Source organism: Phytohabitans aurantiacus, from assembly GCF_027923225.1.
Lineage (GTDB): Bacteria > Actinomycetota > Actinomycetes > Mycobacteriales > Micromonosporaceae > Phytohabitans > Phytohabitans aurantiacus.
In genome coordinates this window covers 123171-138810 of the sequence record NZ_BSDI01000004.1, presented here as the reverse complement: position 1 = coordinate 138810, position 15640 = coordinate 123171, and the positions used below count along the sequence as shown (strand labels likewise).

Genomic DNA, 15640 nt, shown 5'->3' with positions numbered 1-15640 from the left:
TACCGGGACTGTCCGTATTACTGCAGATTGTCCGGGACTGGCAGGGCGCTCCCCTTGATGAACTGCTTCCAGCTCATGTTCCACGCGGTCCAGCCGTCACCGGGGGACAGCTTGTCCTCCGTGCCTGTCACGGTGACCGGGTCGCCGATCTTGGTCTGACCGAACAGCCACTGAGCGCTGGCCGTGGACATGTTCAGGCATCCGTGTGACACGTTTCGCCGACCCTGGTCGGCATTCGACCACGGCGCGGCGTGGATGTACTGGCCGCTCCAGGTCAGCCGCTGCGCGTACTCGATGTCCACCACGTACCGGTTCTCCGGGTCCGGAGCGTCGCGCGTGTCGAAGACGGTCTTGGCCTTCTTCTCCATCACGACCATGATGCCGCTGGCCGACGGGGTGCTCTTCTTGCCGAGGCTCACCGGGATGGTCTTGATGGCCTTGCCGTTCTTGAGCACCGTCATCTTCTTGGTCTTGTTGTCGACCGTCATCTCGACGCGCTCGCCGATCTTGCCGGTCGCCTTGCGATCCTGGTCACCGTAGCGACCGCCGCCCGTCGGGAGCCCACCCAAGGCGATCCGAACCGTCAGCGTCGTACCCGGCTGCCAGTACTCCTTCGACCGGTAGAACGCCTGCGTGCCGCTCGACACCCAGTGCCACACGCCCGGCTGCGAAGGGCTGCTGCTCACGAACATCCGCTTCTCGACGGCCGCCCGGTTCTTCGCCGGGATGCCCGGGTTGAACTCGACCACCACCGGCATGGCCACGCCGTAGGTCCGGTCGTCGAACAGGTACAGCCCGGTGCCGGTCTTCTTCGACGGCTTCGCCATCGTGGTGAACGTCGTCGTCTGAGTCGTATCGCCGCCGCCGGTGTTGGCCGTCACGGTCGCGGTGTAGGTTTTGCCCCACTTGAGCTGGCTGCCCGGCACCCACGAGGTGCCGTCTTCCCGCATCTTCCCGCTGACCGCCTTGCCACCCTCCTCGGTGAGTGTGACCGAGCCCACCTGGCCGCTGCCGGTCAGCTTGACGCCGATCTCGGCGCTGACCGGCACGTTCTTGGTGTTCGCCGCCGGGGTGATGCTCAGGGCCGAGGAGGCGTTGTCAGGCGCGGCACTCCCCGACGCCGAGGGCGTGACACCCGGCGTCTCCGAGCCGCTGACGAACTTCGGCGAACTACCGTCGCCACAGGCGGTGAGCGCCAGCGACGCCACCACGACAGCGGCGACAGCCACTGCACCCCGACGCACGCGCCCGCTCATCCCATCCCCGTTCACTCTGCCGCTGCCGTATATAAGACGCGGCTGCCTCGCCTCAGGTTGCGTCACGTGGCACGGCGTCCTGCGCTTTATGGTGCACCATGCGGGGAAGCGTTCGTGGCCAGTGCTGCAGCCTGCCAGATCAACCCGTGTGTCGCGTCGGCCGGTCGGCTCGGCGTGGCTGATCGAACCGGTTGGAACGTGGCGGCGGGGGCGTGTTAGGGTTGGCGCCGTTGTCAGCGAGCGCCGCTAGCTCAACTGGCAGAGCAGCGGACTCTTAATCCGCGGGTTCGGGGTTCGAGTCCCTGGCGGCGCACCATTGATCAAGGCTCTGACCTGGAAAAACTCCCAGGATCAGAGCCTTCTTCATGTCCATGCTGGACTGTTGTGCCATCTGTGGTTGGCGCGAGCCCGATCTTGAACCTGACCCCGAAAAGCTCTCGGGCCCGGGTCGGCAAGATCCACAGGATCAGCGGGGGTTCTCGGTGAGGCAGAGTACGTAGTCTTCGCCACGACCCGTGCGTTCCAGGTACGTCGATGTCTGTGGGTATGCGGCGCACGCTTGGTCGGCTGGGATGTCGTCGCCTTCGATCCTGCCGACGATCTTCCACTTGGCGCGTTCGTTGTCGCAGTCTGTGGTGCGCATGATGGGCGCCGGGTCGTCGTTCATGCACTGGCCGACCTTGGCCACATCGGCGGAACCAACGAGGTACTGCGCGCCGTAGGCCAAGGCGACGACCACCCCCATGAGAAGGATGAACAGGAACGGGCGGAGCTGCTTTTTGGCGTAGATGCGGCGAAACAGCGACACGGGGCGTCCTCGCGGGGATGAATGGCGTTTGGGGTGACTGAGGAAGATACCGGATCTGCCGTCGGTGCGGGCCCCCAGTTGTCGGTGCGAACCGCAACCGAGACGGCTCTGTTCGCGCCATGCGGCACATCATCCAAATACATCGATGGATCACGATATGATGGGCGTATGTCGGACGCGGTCCCGCGAAGGCTCCTGACGTTCCTGGCCGCTGGCGCCCTGGCCGGCGGCATCCTCCTCGCCCCCACCTCGCCGGCCGAAGCCGCCGTGGTTTTCTCCGACGACTTCGAGCAGCCAACAGCCAACGTCTGGTCCCACGTCGGGCCGGGCAGCGCCTGGACGACCGTCACAGAAGACGGCTCGAAGGTGCTGCGCAACCCCCGCACCGACCTGGTAAACGTGCAGGCCAAGGGCGGTTGGGGGTCCGGCGACGGCACCGCCGTGTCGGTGCGGGTAAAGCCGACCAGCCCGCTCAGCGCGGACAACACGGTCTCCCTGTTCGGCAGAGCCGACATCAACTACTACCTCGTGACGCTGACCGGTAGCCGGCTCGAACTCACCCAACGTTGGTTCAGCACGATGACCACGCTGGCCAGTACGCCGTTCACCGCGGCGCCCGGCTCGTGGTACGAGCTGACGCTCAGCTTCCCAACCGCGACCACCGTCACCGCGTCGGTCACCGGCCCGGGCGCCGCGTCAGCGACCGTCGACGCGGCCGACCCAGGCGGCACCTACTTCGGCGACCGAGTCGGCATGATCGCCCGCTACGCCAGCGCGTCCTTCGACGACGTCCGAGTCACCAACGCACTGCCGGAGTCCACCCCGACCGAGCCGTCCGGCCCGTGCCCACTGTCGATCGCCTACGTCATCAGCGCCCAGTATCCCAACGCGTTCTCCGTCAACATCACCATCCGAAACACCACCGCTGCGCCCCTGAACGGCTGGACGATGCGCTGGAGGTTCACCAACGGCCAGCTCGTCACATCGTTGTTCAACAGCGTCTGGTACCAGATCGGACCGACCGTGACGGCCCGCAACCCGGGTTGGGCCGCCGTCCTGGCGCCCAACGCCAGCCTCACGTTCGGCTTTCAGGCCACCGGCCAAGGCAGGGGCTACCCGCCAACAGCGTTCACCGTCAACGGCGCCCCCTGCGAACCCACCTTCGCCTAAGGACCTAACGTGCCGGGATGCAGATCGACTTGGTCGCCCTGATCGTGGACGAGTATGACCCGGCCATCGCCTTCTTCACCGGTGTACTCGGGTTCGAGCTCGTCGAGGACTCGCCGTCGCTCACGAACGACGGGCGGCCAAAGCGTTGGGTCGTCGTCCGCCCTCCCGGGGCGCAAACCGGGCTTCTCCTTGCCCGCGCCGACGGCGAAGACCAGAGCACGGCCGTCGGCCACCAAACGGCCGGACGCGTTGGATTCTTTCTTCGTACCGATGACTTCGACGCCATGTACAAGAGAATGACCAAGGCTGACGTCACCTTCGTTCGTGCACCGCGTACTGAGCCCTACGGTCGAGTTGCAGTCTTCCTTGACATTGCCGGAAACAGGTGGGACCTACTCGGAGATTGAGCGATACCAAGCATCCGCGATGCATTTTAGAGTGCGCCGGACATGGGCCAGTTGGTCCAGTGGGTGTTCGGCGGCAGGGTCGGTTGGTACTTATTGGGGTCGGCGGTGGCGAGCACCTCGGCGATCTGCCGGTAGGTCTCGATATCGGAGGGGCGGACCTCGAACGGCACCCGCTGATCTGGTGGCACATGGCGCATGAGGCTGTCATGCCGCAGGCGCGCGCGTTCTCGTTCGGCGCTTGGTGGCTTGACGCGCAGGGCGGTGTGGTGCCAGTCGTCCAGGCTCAACAGGCGTGGTAGGTCAGCCGGAACAAGGTGCCGCAGCTCTACCTCGTCGCCCAGAAGTAGATCTTTGTGGTCGGGTACGAGTAGCCGGAACAGATCCTGGGCAGCGATCGTGGGTGCGGCGTCGACGTGTAGTTCGTGCCCTCTGACGGTGATTGGCAGTTGCCGGTATCGAGGCGGCCATGGCCGGTCGTCGAACAGGTCTTGGAAGTTGTCGACGCGGCGGAGGTGCTGCGTCCCCCAGTGCTCTGTGGTGCCGAGAAGGCAGTTGCCGACACCGTGCATGACGTCCACGACGTTGGCGGCGCGGGGGTTGTAGCCGACGGTCTCGACGACCAGCGCCCAGCGGTCGGCGTCGCCGAATGCGTGCAGTCGGGCTGCCATCAGGTAGCTGTACGGATGTGCTGGCTCCGGGAACCGTCGCTGTTCGGCGGCCCGGTCGAACACAGTGAGAATGCCGGCGGCCTGCAACACGCCCTGCATCCTACGAAGCGATACGCGAGGGCGACGAGCCGTTCGGTCAATGATCGCCGGTCGACGTATGTGATCTGATGGGGCCGACTTCTTTGACACCTTCCACGGGGACATCCATGCGCACGCCCTTCCGCGCCGGCATTACCGCACTCGCGGTGACATCCGGCGCACTCTTCGGGATCGCCGCTGCGGCTCACGCGGCCGATCCCACGATCCTGTACGTCCAGGCGACATCAGCGTCCTGTTCGGACGGTGGACCGGGCACGGCCACACAGCCGTTCTGCACCATCGGCGCCGCCGCGGCCATCGTCACCGCCGGGCAGACGGTCGAGATCGGCACCGGCACCTACCGCGAGCGGGTCACGGTCCCGCGCTCCGGGACGTCAGAGCAGCCGATCACCTTCCGCATGGCACCGGCTGGCGGTCGTGAGCTGGCCGGACCGACGGCGGGCTTCGTCATCGACGGCCAGCACGACATCAGGCTGGAACGGTTGCAGGTGACCCGGTCCGGTGACGTCCCGGCTCTGGACATCCGTGACTCGTCGGCCATCACCATCCAAGGTGGCTCCTTCTGGCTGGATGAGACCGCGACCGCGCCAGCCATCCGCCTGGTTGGCGTCACCGCATCACGGCTCAACGCTCCGTTCATCAACGGTTGGCCGGGTGGCGGCGGCTTGTCCATGGACGTCGCCACGACCGGGGTCGTCGCCAATACCGTGACCGCCAGGGCGCCCGGCCTGACGCGTGCCGTCGACGGCAGCTTCGGCATCGAGGTCGCTGGCCCGGGCAACACGATCATCAACAGCATCGTCCAGGGCTACGGTGGCGCGGGAATCATGATCGGTCCGGACGCTGCCGGCACCGTGGTGGCCAACAACTGGGTTTACATGGGCGCTGGCTACGGCATCCACAACCACGGCGCCGCCGGCACCGCGATCACGAACAACCTCGTGCGCAGCCGATGCCTGGACGGCATCCGCGTCGACGGAGCATCGTCCACAGTGTCGGTGCAAAACAACGTGCTGGTCGCGAACGGGCACCTCGGCCAGACCTACTGCCAGGGTGGCCCGACCGACGGCGTCGAGCTCGGTATCTACGACGACGCCATCGGCGACACCGTGGCGGACTACAACGATGCCTACCACTCCCAGGCGAACTCGCCCAGTGTCTACTCCTGGAACGGCACGCCGATGGGCCTGGCGGCGTTCCGCACCGCATCCGGCCAGGCCGCAAACGACAAAGAGGCCGGACTCTCCAAGGACCACCAGGACTCGGCCAACTCCGAAGCCCCGGGTTACCAGGCCACCGACCGGAGCGGCAAGGCCCGAGCCGACGATCCCTCGGTGCCGAACACCGGCGCGGGTCCGGTCACCTATGCCGACCGGGGACCGATCGAGACCGTCCGAGCCCCGACGGCGTTGACGATCGTCACCGCAAACATCACGACTTCTACGGTCACCGTCGACGCCTCCACATCGCAGCCGGGCTGGCTGCCCATCACCTCCTACACGTTCAGCTTCGGCGACGGCAAAACAATCACCCAAACCTCGCCGCTGATCACGCACCGTTACAAGCGGCCCGGCAAGTACACCGTCCTCACCACGGTCACCGCCGATGACGGCCTGTATAGCAGCAGGACAGACCTGATCAACCTCCTGCCATGGACCAGCAAACGGCCTACTCTTGGCCGACCGCTGAAGGCGAGTGCTTATCGAGAGCCTTAATGGCGGCTGTGAGGCTGTTCCGGCGGCGTCGCATCGTAACGATCAGCGACTGACCGAGAATGGCTTTGGCGTCTGAACATGATGGCTGACCTTGCTGCCGTCGTGGCGCGCGCCCGATACATCCTGCTCGACTTCGACGGGCCGGTCTGTTCCGTGTTCGCCAACCACGCCGCGTCGGGCGTCGCCGCTGACCTGCGCCGCGTGCTCGTCGACGAAGGCGTTGGCATTCCCGAGGCGCTCCTGACCGAGACCGATCCGCTCGAAGTCGTCCGCTACACGGCCACCGTCCGGCGGCCCGGCCTCACCCGCCGGATCGAGGAGGCGTTGACGGCTGCCGAACTCACCGCGATTGGCAGCGCGGAGCCGACCCCGTACGCCCGGGAGGTGATCGTCGCCGCTCATCGGGCCGGCCGGCGGGTCGCGATCGTGTCGAACAACTCGGCTGCTGCGGTCCGCGCCTACCTGGCGGCCCGGCGCCTCGACGATTATGTGTATCCGGTGGTCGGTCGTGCGTTTGCCGACCCCGGGCGGATGAAGCCGAACCCTGCGCCGGTGCTCGCCGCCCTGGACGAGTTGGCCGCCGATCCGGACGCGTGCGTCATGGTCGGCGACTCCACCAGCGACATCGACGCCGCGCGGGCGGCCGGCGTCGCGGCGATCGGGTACGCGAACAAGCCCGGCAAGCGCACGCGCCTAGCCAAGGCCGACGTGCTCATGGACAGCATGGCCGAACTCGCGACCAAACTCTGACTAGAGACCTATCGCGGTGCGGGTCCGTCGATCCACAGCCGGCGGCGGTGCCGGGCCGGCGGACTGGTTGTGTAGTCGCAGAGGGTGAGGCCGCGGGAGCAACGGGCATGGACCGCGACGGGCATCGCGGTAGCTCAAAACCCGATCCTGAAGGCTCTCTAGTCGTCGGTCTTCCGGCGCAGGGTGAGCAGGATGTTTTCCCGCCACGGACGCACCGAGCTCGTCTCGCAGACGGTGAACTCGGGCAGCGAGTCGGCGAGTGTCTTCTGCAGTTGCGGCTCGGTCATGAAGTCGACGTCTTTGTCGCCGGTGATGTACCGGTCGGCCCAGTAGCCGAGCCGGCCGGCGATGAGCCGACCCCAGAGCCACTCCTTGACGACGATCCGGCCGCCCGGCGCGGTCAGCGTTGCGGCGTCGTTTAGCAGGTCACGACGCATGTGTGCCGGCACGTGGTGTAGCACGTCGACGATCACGACGAGGTCGAACGCGTCGGGTGCCTCGGCTCGCAGGTCCGACGATGTCATGGAGCGGAACTCCGCGCGGGCGGTGTCGCCGCGGAAGCCCCGTCCGGCGGTCTCGGCGGGGTCGATGCCGAGGTAGTCGGCTTGCTTGAAGGTCTGGGTCAGGCGCTGGCCGAGTGCACCGTCACCGCAACCGATCTCCAGGATGCGCTTGGGTTCGCCGACGTGCGAAAGCTGCTTGACCAGCGCTTCCAGGTCGATGAAGAAGGAACGGTAGAGCTCTGCCGCCGGCTCCTCGAACCGCCCCATCCGGTGCCGGATTGCCGTGCCGATGCCCATTTTGACTGATCTCCTAGGTGGTTGCCGACCCAATGGGGGGCCACCCTATAGCAAATCTTCCATCCTTGAATACCCATCGAAGCCTATCTGTAACCCGGCAACGTTGAGCAGGGAGAACGCATCGAGTCCACTGTGTACAGACACTAAACGCCTGTTTGGGCGACAATCGCCTGGTTTGGGCCGGGATCGATGGTGCCGGCGCCCGCAGTGAGGCTCGTGACGAGCCATGCGGTGGCGGTGGCGTCGCTGTGCGTGAGTGTGGATGTGTCGGCGTCGAACTCGACGCCGTTCCACCGGAAGGCAGCGCCCCTGGTTGGTCATACATTGTGGACAGACGTCGCACTGTGGTCGTGGGTCCTCCGGACTCGGCGTGGCATCGACGGGGTTGACAGGATGGTGCGACCGGAACAGACTGCTGTCTATTGAAAGCGCTTCCAGACCATGTAAGCGCTTACGTCATATGTAAGCGCTTTTAGTGATCTGGACCCGTCAGAGCCCTGGAGGCGGCGGTGTCAAACAACCGGCAGCCCGCGACGATCTATCAGGTTGCCGCCCAGGCCGGAGTGTCGATCGCGACGGTGTCGCGGGCCCTCAACGGCTCGGACACGGTGGCGGAGTCGACGCGCAAGCGAGTGCTGATCGCCGTCAAGGAGCTGAAGTTCCGGCCCAGCAGGTTGGGTCAGTCGCTGGCGGAGGGCCGGCACGCCGCCAACGGCATCGTCTTCCCGGACCTGTCCGGCCCGTACTACGCCGAGGTGGTCCTCGGCTACGAAGAGGTCGCGGCGGAGCTGGGCAGCAGCGTGCTGATCCTGTCGACGCACGGCCGGCCGGACCCAGCGGGCAAGGTCATGGACCTGGCTCGGCGGGTCGACGGGATGGTGGTGATCAGCCGTACGGTGGCCGATACGGTCATCGCGCAGGTCACGGAGATCGGCATCCCGGTCGTACTGCTCGCGCGGCCGGCGGTCGGCTCCTGCGACACGTTGAACGCCGACAATGTGGACAGTGCGCACGACCTCGTCGGGCACCTTGTCGAGCACGGGTACGAGAGATTCGGGTTCCTGGGTGATCCCGCCGGGTCGCCCGACGTCCACGCCCGATACGAGGCGTTCCGCGCCGCGCTCCGGGCCGCGGGCCGCCGTTCACCGCGTGCCCCGCTGCGCTGCGACTTCGACGTCGAATCGGGACGGCGAGCGGCGGCCCGGGCGCTGCGCAGGCCGGCCCGGCCCGAGGTACTGGTGTGCGGCAACGACGAAACGGCGCTAGGTGCGCTGGAGGCGGCCAAGGAGCTGGATCTGTCCGTGCCGGAAGACGTCGTGATTACCGGCTGGGACGACGTGATGGCCGCGCGGTACGCGGGATTGACCACGGTCCGCCAGCCGATGCGTGAGCTCGGTGCCACGGCTGCCCGATGGTTGCAGGAACGCATCGCGGGTAACGCGGGGCCGGTACGCCGGGAAACCCTTGCGACACAACTGATCGTCCGATCGAGCTGCGGCGTGCACGATCACAAAACCTGAGGAGACGCGATGAGGACGTGGGCACGCCCGACGGCGGTACTGGCCGTCGTGGCGGCCGTGGCACTCAGCGGCTGCGGCCGGGACTCCGGCGACAACGGCACGGACGACGCGGCACAACCGATCAGCGAGGGCAAGGCCAGCGGTGAGATCACCGTGTGGGCGATGGGCACCGAGGGCGAGAAGCTAGCCGCGTTCGCCGCGGACTTCATGAAGGAAAATCCAGACGCGACAGTGAAGGTGACGCCGATCCCGTGGGACGGCGCGCACGACAAGATAGCCACCGCGATAGCCGGCGGGCAGACGCCCGACCTGAGCCTGATCGGCACCACCTGGATGGGTGAGTTCGCGCGCACCGGTGGCTTGGACCAGCTCCCCACCGACCTGGTGAAAGAAGGCGACTTCTTCCCCGGCGCCTGGGATACGGCGGTTGTCGACGGCAAGGCGTACGGCGTGCCCTGGTATGTCGAGACGCGACTGTTCTATGTGAACAAGGATGTCGCGGCCAAAGCCGGTGTCACCGCCCCGCCGAAGACCTGGGAGGAGCTCACCGCCGCGATCTCCGCGTTCAAGCAGAAGGGCGGCGCGACGTGGGGCGTGTCGCTCCAGCCGGGCGGCACCGGCTCCTGGCAGACCGTGATGCCGTTCGTCTGGCAGAACGGCGGCGAAGTGACCAACGCGGACGCGTTCTCCTTCGACAGTCCGCAGGTGAGCGATGCGCTTGGCTACTACGAGTCGTTCTTCGACGCGGGTCTGGCGCCGAAAGACCTGCCGCAGGGCCAGCTGGAACCGGACTTCGTCAAGGGCTCGATCGGCGCCTTCATCTCTGGGCCATGGCACATCGGCATCCTCGAGGGCCAGGGCGGTGCCGGTAAGTACGACGTCTGGCACATGCCGAGCAGGAAGGCGGCGACCTCGTTCGTCGGCGGCGGCGACCTGGCCGTGTTCAAGGACGCCAAGAACCGCGACGGTGCCTGGAAGTTCGTCTCCTGGCTGTCCCAGCCGCAGACACAGGTCAAGTGGTACCAGGCGACCAGCGACCTGCCGGCGGTGAAGGCGGGCTGGGACGACCCGGCGCTCACCGGTGACCCGATGCTGGCCGCGTTCGGCGATCAGCTGTCCGACGCCAAGTCGCCGCCGGCGATCGGCACCTGGGACCAGGTCGCGGCCGCCTTCGACGCGGAGATCGAGCGGCTGGTCAAGACCGACGAGACAGCTGCCGACGCGGCGAAGGCGATACAGCAGAAGGCCGCCACCATCGGCACCGGGATCTGACATGCGGCTGCGCCGGTCCGCTGTGGGATGGAGCTTCGCGCTACCGTTCGCGGCGCTGTTCGCGGTGTTTCTCGTCGGGCCGGTGCTGGCCTCGCTGGCGATGAGCTTCACCGACATTCGCAGCGCGGACGTGCGCAGCCCGCTCGCCGTGACCTTCCTTGGATTCGACAACTACGTCCGGCTGTTTCAGGACGAGCAGTTCGTCAAGGCGGCCGGCAACACGCTCGTCGTGGTGCTGCTCGGGTTGCCGCTGACCGTGGTGCTCGGCATGGCCGCGGCCCTCGGCCTCAACTCGGGGCTGGTGAGGTTCCGGGCGATCTTCCGGGTCGGGTACTACCTGCCGGTGGTCACCAGCATCGTGGCGATCTCGGTGGTGTGGCGGTTTCTGCTGCAACCCGACACCGGACTGCTCAACAGCGTGCTCGGGTTGGTCGGCATCGAAGGACCGAACTGGTTGGCCAATACCAGCACCGCACTGCCGGCGGTGATCATGATGATCGTCTGGCGTGGCATCGGCTTCCAGATGGTGATTTTCCTGGCCGGTCTCCAGGCGATACCGGGCGAGCTGTACGAGGCCGCCCGCATCGACGGCGCCAGTAGGTGGGCGCAGTTCTGGCACGTGACGGTGCCATCGCTGCGCCCGACCCTGCTGTTCGTCACCGTGATCGGCTCGATCGGGCTGCTCCAGGTCTTCGAGGAGCCGTTCGTGATGACCCGCGGTGGGCCGCTCGGCAGCACGACGACGGTGGCGTACAGCGTCTACAGCCAGTTCTCGTTCGGCAACTACGGCTACGCGTCGGCGATGAGCTATGTGCTGTTCCTCGCCGTCGTACTGCTGTCGATCCTGTGGTTCCGGCTGCTGCGCTCGGACGAGGTCGGGTGAGCCGATGAAGCGTCGACGGGACCGAAACGCCGCGATCGTGTTGCACACCGTGCTGATCGCCGGCCTAGCGATCATGATCGCGCCGTTCGTGTGGATGGTGCTGTCGTCGTTCAAGGGTGAGGGCGAGGTACGCCGCACGCCGCCGACGTGGCTGCCGGCCGACCCGACCCTGGCCAACTACCGCGAGCTGTTCGAACGGCTCGACTTTCCGTTGTACTTCACCAACTCGGTCATCGTCGCGGTGCTGGTGACCGTGGGAAACCTGCTGATCTGCTCGGCCACCGGATACGCGCTGGCCAAGCTGCGTTTTCTGGGCCGGCGAGCGCTGTTCGTGCTGGTACTGGGCAACCTGATGGTTCCGCCGATGGCGACCTTCGTGCCGCAGTTCGTACTGGTCAGCAACCTCGGTCTGGTCAACACGTTCGCCGGTCTGGTGCTGCCCAACCTCGCCCTGGCGGTCAACGTCTTCCTGATGCGCCAGTTCATCCTGTCCATCCCCGACGACCTGCTCGAATCCGCTCGCGTCGACGGAGCCGGCGAGTGGCGCATCTACTGGCGTATCGTGCTGCCGCTGACCGGACCGGCGCTCGCCACGGTCGGCATCCTGACGTTCCTGGGTTCCTGGAACAACTTCCTGTGGCCGCTGGTGGTGGCCACCACCGAAGACAAGTACACCCTGCCCGTCGCCCTCGCGCTCTACAGCGTGGGGCAGAACCAGACCCAGTACGGCCTTTTGCTGGCCGGGTCAGTGACGATCATCCTGCCCATCCTGGTCATCTTCGCGGTGCTGCAGCGGCACTTTGTCCGCGGCATCGCCACCACGGGCCTCAAGTGATTGAGGCCGCCCCGGAGGTAAGCAGATGAGGTACTCCCGACGCATCGCCCTCGCGGCGGTGATCACACTAACGCTGACCGGTACCGGTGCTGCCGGCACCGCCGCGCGGGCCGGCGAACGGAACCCGCTGAGCGGCGCGCCGGTCCGAGCCTGGTCCGCCGACACCTGGCGGTCGATGGCGGCCATGGTGGTGCCCAGTACGGGGCTGCCGGCGGACAACATCGGTGGCGAGCTCGACCCGGCCACCCGTGCCCGATACACGTCGCCCACCAATATCGGCTCGTACATCTGGTCCGCGATCGCCGCCCGCCGCCTCAACGTGATCGGCGAGCGCGAGCAGACCGAGCGGGTCCGCAGGGCGCTCGACGGTCTCGCCCGGCTGCCGCGCCACACCGACTCCGGCCAGTACTACAACTGGTACGACCCGGCGACGTACGAGCTGATCCGCGTCTGGCCCACCTCTGGCGCGCCGGTGCAGCCCTTCGTCTCCAGTGTGGACAATGCGTGGCTGGCGGCCGCGCTGATGGTGACGCGCAACGCGATCCCGCGGCTGCGGGCACAAGCCAACGCCCTGCTGTCCGGCATGGACTTCGCTTTCTACTACGACCCCGCCGCCCGCGGTGCCGACTTCCCAGCCGGTCTGATGCGTGGCGGGTTCTGGGTGGAGCCGCCGGAAGGCTGCTCGACCGCCGGCAACTATCCCGGCCGGGGTCCGGACGTGTACTACACGTGCCACCACTACGGCGCTTTCAACAGCGAGACCCGCATGATCGGGTACGTCGCGATCGCGCTCGGCCAGGTGCCGCAGGCGCACTACTTCGGGCCTTGGCGCACGTTCCCCGCGACCTGTGACTGGTCGTGGCAGGAGATGCTGCCGGTCGGGCAGGAGCGCACCTACTTCGGCGTGCCCGTCTTCGAGGGCGCCTACCGGTACCGGGGGCTGCAGTTCGTGCCGAGCTGGGGCGGCGACATGTTCGAGGCGATGATGCCCAACCTGTTCGTCCCCGAGGAGCGGTGGGGACCGAAGAGCTGGGGGCGCAACCATCCGGTGTACGTGCGCGGCCAGATCGAGCACGGCATGAACGAGGCGGGGTACGGGCACTGGGGGTTCTCGCCAGCGGCTGACCCGTTCGCCGAGTACCGGGAGTACGGCGTGGACGCCATGGGCCTGGACGGGCCGGGATACACCAGTGACCGCGAACGCACCACTGTGGACTACGGGTTCGGTGACTGCCCCGGCCGGGCACCCCAGCCCGAGCCCACCTCGTACGGCGACGGCGTCGTCACCCCGCACGCGGTGTTCCTGGCCGCCCGGTACGCGCCGGCCGAGGCGGTGGCCGAGCTGACCCGGCTGCGCGCACAGTTCGACGTCTACGGGCCGGGTGGCTACTACGACTCGGTGGCGGTGCGCAGCGGCACGGTGGCCAAGCGGTACCTGGCACTGGACCAGGGCATGGTGATGGCCTCTCTGGGCAACCTGCTCGGCGGTGACGTGTTGCGCGACGCGTTCACCCGCGGTGGGGGAGAACGGCTACTGCGCCCGGTGATCGCCGTCGAGGAGTTCTCCCTGTGACTGAGCTAGCTGGCGGGACTGATACACACATCGACCGGGCTCGGCAGCGGTGGGCGGAGCTGATGGGCGCCGGCGGGGTCCAGGACCGCGCCGGCGGGCCGGTGGCCGCAGCTGACCTTCCCGTTCCGGCCTGCCTGTCCGCTGCCAGCGGCCGTGGCCAGGTCACGCTCACCTGGGATCCGGTGCCCGGCGCGATCGGCTACGCCGTACACCGGGCACCCGCCGAGGACGGGCCCTTCGAGCTGGTCGACCACGGCGGTGGTGACGTGCTGGCGGTACCGCACGGCGCCTACGCCGACACGACGGCCGAGCCGGGAAAGGAGTACTGGTACGCGGTCGCCCCGCTGGCCACGGTCAACGCGATGGGCCCGCTCAGCGCGCCGGTGCCGGCGCGGCCCACAGTGGACGGACCGGCCACGGTCGACGTGACGGTCGACGCCGGCGGAGACGCGGGCCCGCTGCACCGGCCGTGGCGGCGGGTCGTCGGCTCCGAGCACCTGAGCCACCTGCTGTGCGCCGACCTGACCGGCGGCCAGCCGATCGGTGCGGATCTGCGAGCCGCGCTGCGCCGCGTGCGCGACGAGCTTGGCGTCGAGTCGGTGCGGGCGCACGGCATCCTCTGCGACGACCTGGGCGTCTATCGCAACGTCGACGGCGTATCCCGGTTCGACTTCAGCGGCGTCGACCGGGTCTACGACACGGTGATGGATCTGGGCATGCGACCGGTCGTGGAGCTGTCCTTCATGCCCCGCGACCTGGCCCGAGACCCGGACAAGACGGTCTTCGCCTACCGGGGGTGCATCTCACCGCCCAGCGACTGGGACCGCTGGGGCGAGCTGGTCGGGGCGCTAACCGCCCACCTGGTCGAGCGGTACGGGCTTGCCGAGGTGCGCGACCACTGGCCGTTCGAGGTGTGGAACGAGGCGAACCTTTCCGTGTTCTGGTCCGGCACGCCGGACGAGTTCTGGCGCCTGTACGAGGTGTCGGCGCGCGCGGTCAAGTTGGTCGACAGTGGAATCCAGGTGGGTGGTCCGGCGTCGGCGGCTGTCGGCTGGATCGACGACCAGCTCGCGACGGCGGCTCCGCTGGACTTCCTCTCCACCCACACGTACGGCAGTCCGCCGCTCGACCTGCGCCCGCTGGCGGCCGCGGCCGGCCGGCCCGATCTCCCTCTCTTGTGGACGGAGTGGGGCGTCACCGCCAGCCACGGCAGCACCATCAACGACACCGTGTTCGCGGCCACGTTCCTGCTGCGCGGCATGCGGTCGGTGGCCGGGCGGGTCGACGGGCTGGCCCCCTGGGTCGCCTCCGACCACTTCGAGGAGCTGGGCCGGCCGGAGCGCCTCCTGCATGGCGGGTTCGGCCTGCTCACCGTGGGAAACCTGGCCAAGCCCAAGTACTGGGCGCTCGCGCTCGCCGAACGACTCGGCGACGTCGAGTTGCCCGCCGTGTCGCGCGGCGACGGCGCGGACGGCCTGGTCGAGTGCTGGGCCGCCCGAAGAGCCGATGGCACGGTGGGCGTTCTGCTGTGGAACGGCACGCTCGACCACGGCAAGGCCAGTGGCGACTCCACTTTGGACCGCGATGTGACGGTGACGATCACCGGTCTGCCCGTCGAGCGGTACACGCTGCGGCACCTGCGCGTCGACGCGACCCACGGAAACGTGGCCGAGACCTGGCGCGCGCTCGGCGGCGAAGAGTGGCCGGACGACGATCAGTGGGCGGTCCTCGGCGAGGCCGATCAGATACCGCTGCTGGAGCCGGACCGCGACGTGACCGTACGTGGCGGCGGCGTTGAGGTGACCCTCGACCTGCCCATGCCGTCGATCTCGTACCTGGAGTTGCGGCCGATCTGACACTTTTCGTATCAAGATCTGGAATGAA

14 protein-coding genes and 1 tRNA gene are annotated in these 15640 nt (G+C 67.5%); 11 read left to right on the top strand and 4 right to left on the bottom strand.

Annotated features, from left to right (window positions below):
• Nucleotides 1-17: 17 nt before the first annotated feature.
• Nucleotides 18-1256: a L,D-transpeptidase gene (locus QMG73_RS05235; RefSeq protein WP_281892792.1), complete on the bottom strand. Its 1239-nt coding sequence runs from the start codon at nt 1254-1256 to the stop codon at nt 18-20.
• A 240-nt stretch (nt 1257-1496) separates the two neighbouring features.
• Here QMG73_RS05235 and QMG73_RS05230 point away from each other — a divergent pair.
• Nucleotides 1497-1572 (top strand) — tRNA-Lys (locus QMG73_RS05230).
• Between the two features lie 150 nt (nt 1573-1722).
• On the opposite strand, the gene QMG73_RS05225 is transcribed toward QMG73_RS05230, so the two are convergent.
• Nucleotides 1723-2064 carry an LppU/SCO3897 family protein gene (locus tag QMG73_RS05225; protein WP_281892791.1) on the bottom strand — a complete coding sequence of 114 codons (342 nt, stop codon included), beginning with the start codon at nt 2062-2064 and terminating at the stop codon, nt 1723-1725.
• A gap of 168 nt (nt 2065-2232) precedes the next feature.
• On the opposite strand from QMG73_RS05225, the gene QMG73_RS05220 reads away from it, so the two are divergent.
• Together QMG73_RS05220 and QMG73_RS05215 are read left to right on the top strand one after the other, a co-directional pair.
• Complete coding sequence (locus QMG73_RS05220; protein ID WP_281892789.1) at nt 2233-3234, top strand: cellulose binding domain-containing protein; 1002 nt, start codon at nt 2233-2235, stop codon at nt 3232-3234.
• 17 nt (nt 3235-3251) lie between these two features.
• A complete protein-coding gene (locus QMG73_RS05215) occupies nt 3252-3641 on the top strand; it encodes a VOC family protein (protein ID WP_281892788.1) in 390 nt (129 codons plus the stop codon).
• A 26-nt stretch (nt 3642-3667) separates the two neighbouring features.
• Here the strand turns inward: QMG73_RS05215 and QMG73_RS05210 are convergent, their stop codons facing one another.
• Entirely contained in the window at nt 3668-4399 is a 732-nt protein-coding gene (locus QMG73_RS05210) for a DUF7003 family protein (protein WP_281892787.1), read from the bottom strand.
• 116 nt (nt 4400-4515) lie between these two features.
• On the opposite strand from QMG73_RS05210, the gene QMG73_RS05205 reads away from it, so the two are divergent.
• Both QMG73_RS05205 and QMG73_RS05200 read left to right on the top strand, forming a co-directional pair.
• Entirely contained in the window at nt 4516-6123 is a 1608-nt protein-coding gene (locus tag QMG73_RS05205; RefSeq protein ID WP_281892786.1) for a PKD domain-containing protein, read from the top strand.
• 78 nt (nt 6124-6201) lie between these two features.
• Nucleotides 6202-6873 carry an HAD family hydrolase gene (locus QMG73_RS05200; protein WP_281892784.1) on the top strand — a complete coding sequence of 224 codons (672 nt, stop codon included), beginning with the start codon at nt 6202-6204 and terminating at the stop codon, nt 6871-6873.
• 158 nt (nt 6874-7031) lie between these two features.
• Here the strand turns inward: QMG73_RS05200 and QMG73_RS05195 are convergent, their stop codons facing one another.
• Nucleotides 7032-7673 (bottom strand): class I SAM-dependent methyltransferase, encoded by a 642-nt coding sequence (locus QMG73_RS05195; protein WP_281892782.1) that lies wholly within the window; start codon nt 7671-7673, stop codon nt 7032-7034.
• 509 nt (nt 7674-8182) lie between these two features.
• Here QMG73_RS05195 and QMG73_RS05190 point away from each other — a divergent pair.
• Genes QMG73_RS05190 through QMG73_RS05165 form a run of 6 tightly spaced genes read left to right on the top strand, consistent with a single transcriptional unit; the run spans nt 8183 to nt 15612 of the window.
• Nucleotides 8183-9193 carry a LacI family DNA-binding transcriptional regulator gene (locus tag QMG73_RS05190; protein WP_281892781.1) on the top strand — a complete coding sequence of 337 codons (1011 nt, stop codon included), beginning with the start codon at nt 8183-8185 and terminating at the stop codon, nt 9191-9193.
• A 9-nt stretch (nt 9194-9202) separates the two neighbouring features.
• Nucleotides 9203-10465 carry a sugar ABC transporter substrate-binding protein gene (locus QMG73_RS05185; RefSeq protein WP_281892780.1) on the top strand — a complete coding sequence of 421 codons (1263 nt, stop codon included), beginning with the start codon at nt 9203-9205 and terminating at the stop codon, nt 10463-10465.
• Nucleotide 10466: 1 nt separating this feature from the next.
• Nucleotides 10467-11348 (top strand): carbohydrate ABC transporter permease, encoded by an 882-nt coding sequence (locus QMG73_RS05180; RefSeq protein ID WP_281892779.1) that lies wholly within the window; start codon nt 10467-10469, stop codon nt 11346-11348.
• A 4-nt stretch (nt 11349-11352) separates the two neighbouring features.
• Complete coding sequence (locus QMG73_RS05175; protein ID WP_281892778.1) at nt 11353-12183, top strand: carbohydrate ABC transporter permease; 831 nt, start codon at nt 11353-11355, stop codon at nt 12181-12183.
• Nucleotides 12184-12208: 25 nt separating this feature from the next.
• Entirely contained in the window at nt 12209-13756 is a 1548-nt protein-coding gene (locus tag QMG73_RS05170) for a glucoamylase family protein (RefSeq protein ID WP_281892777.1), read from the top strand.
• Nucleotides 13753-15612 (top strand): GH39 family glycosyl hydrolase, encoded by a 1860-nt coding sequence (locus tag QMG73_RS05165; RefSeq protein WP_281892776.1) that lies wholly within the window; start codon nt 13753-13755, stop codon nt 15610-15612. Before QMG73_RS05170 ends, QMG73_RS05165 begins: the two co-directional genes overlap by 4 nt.
• Nucleotides 15613-15640: the final 28 nt, after the last annotated feature.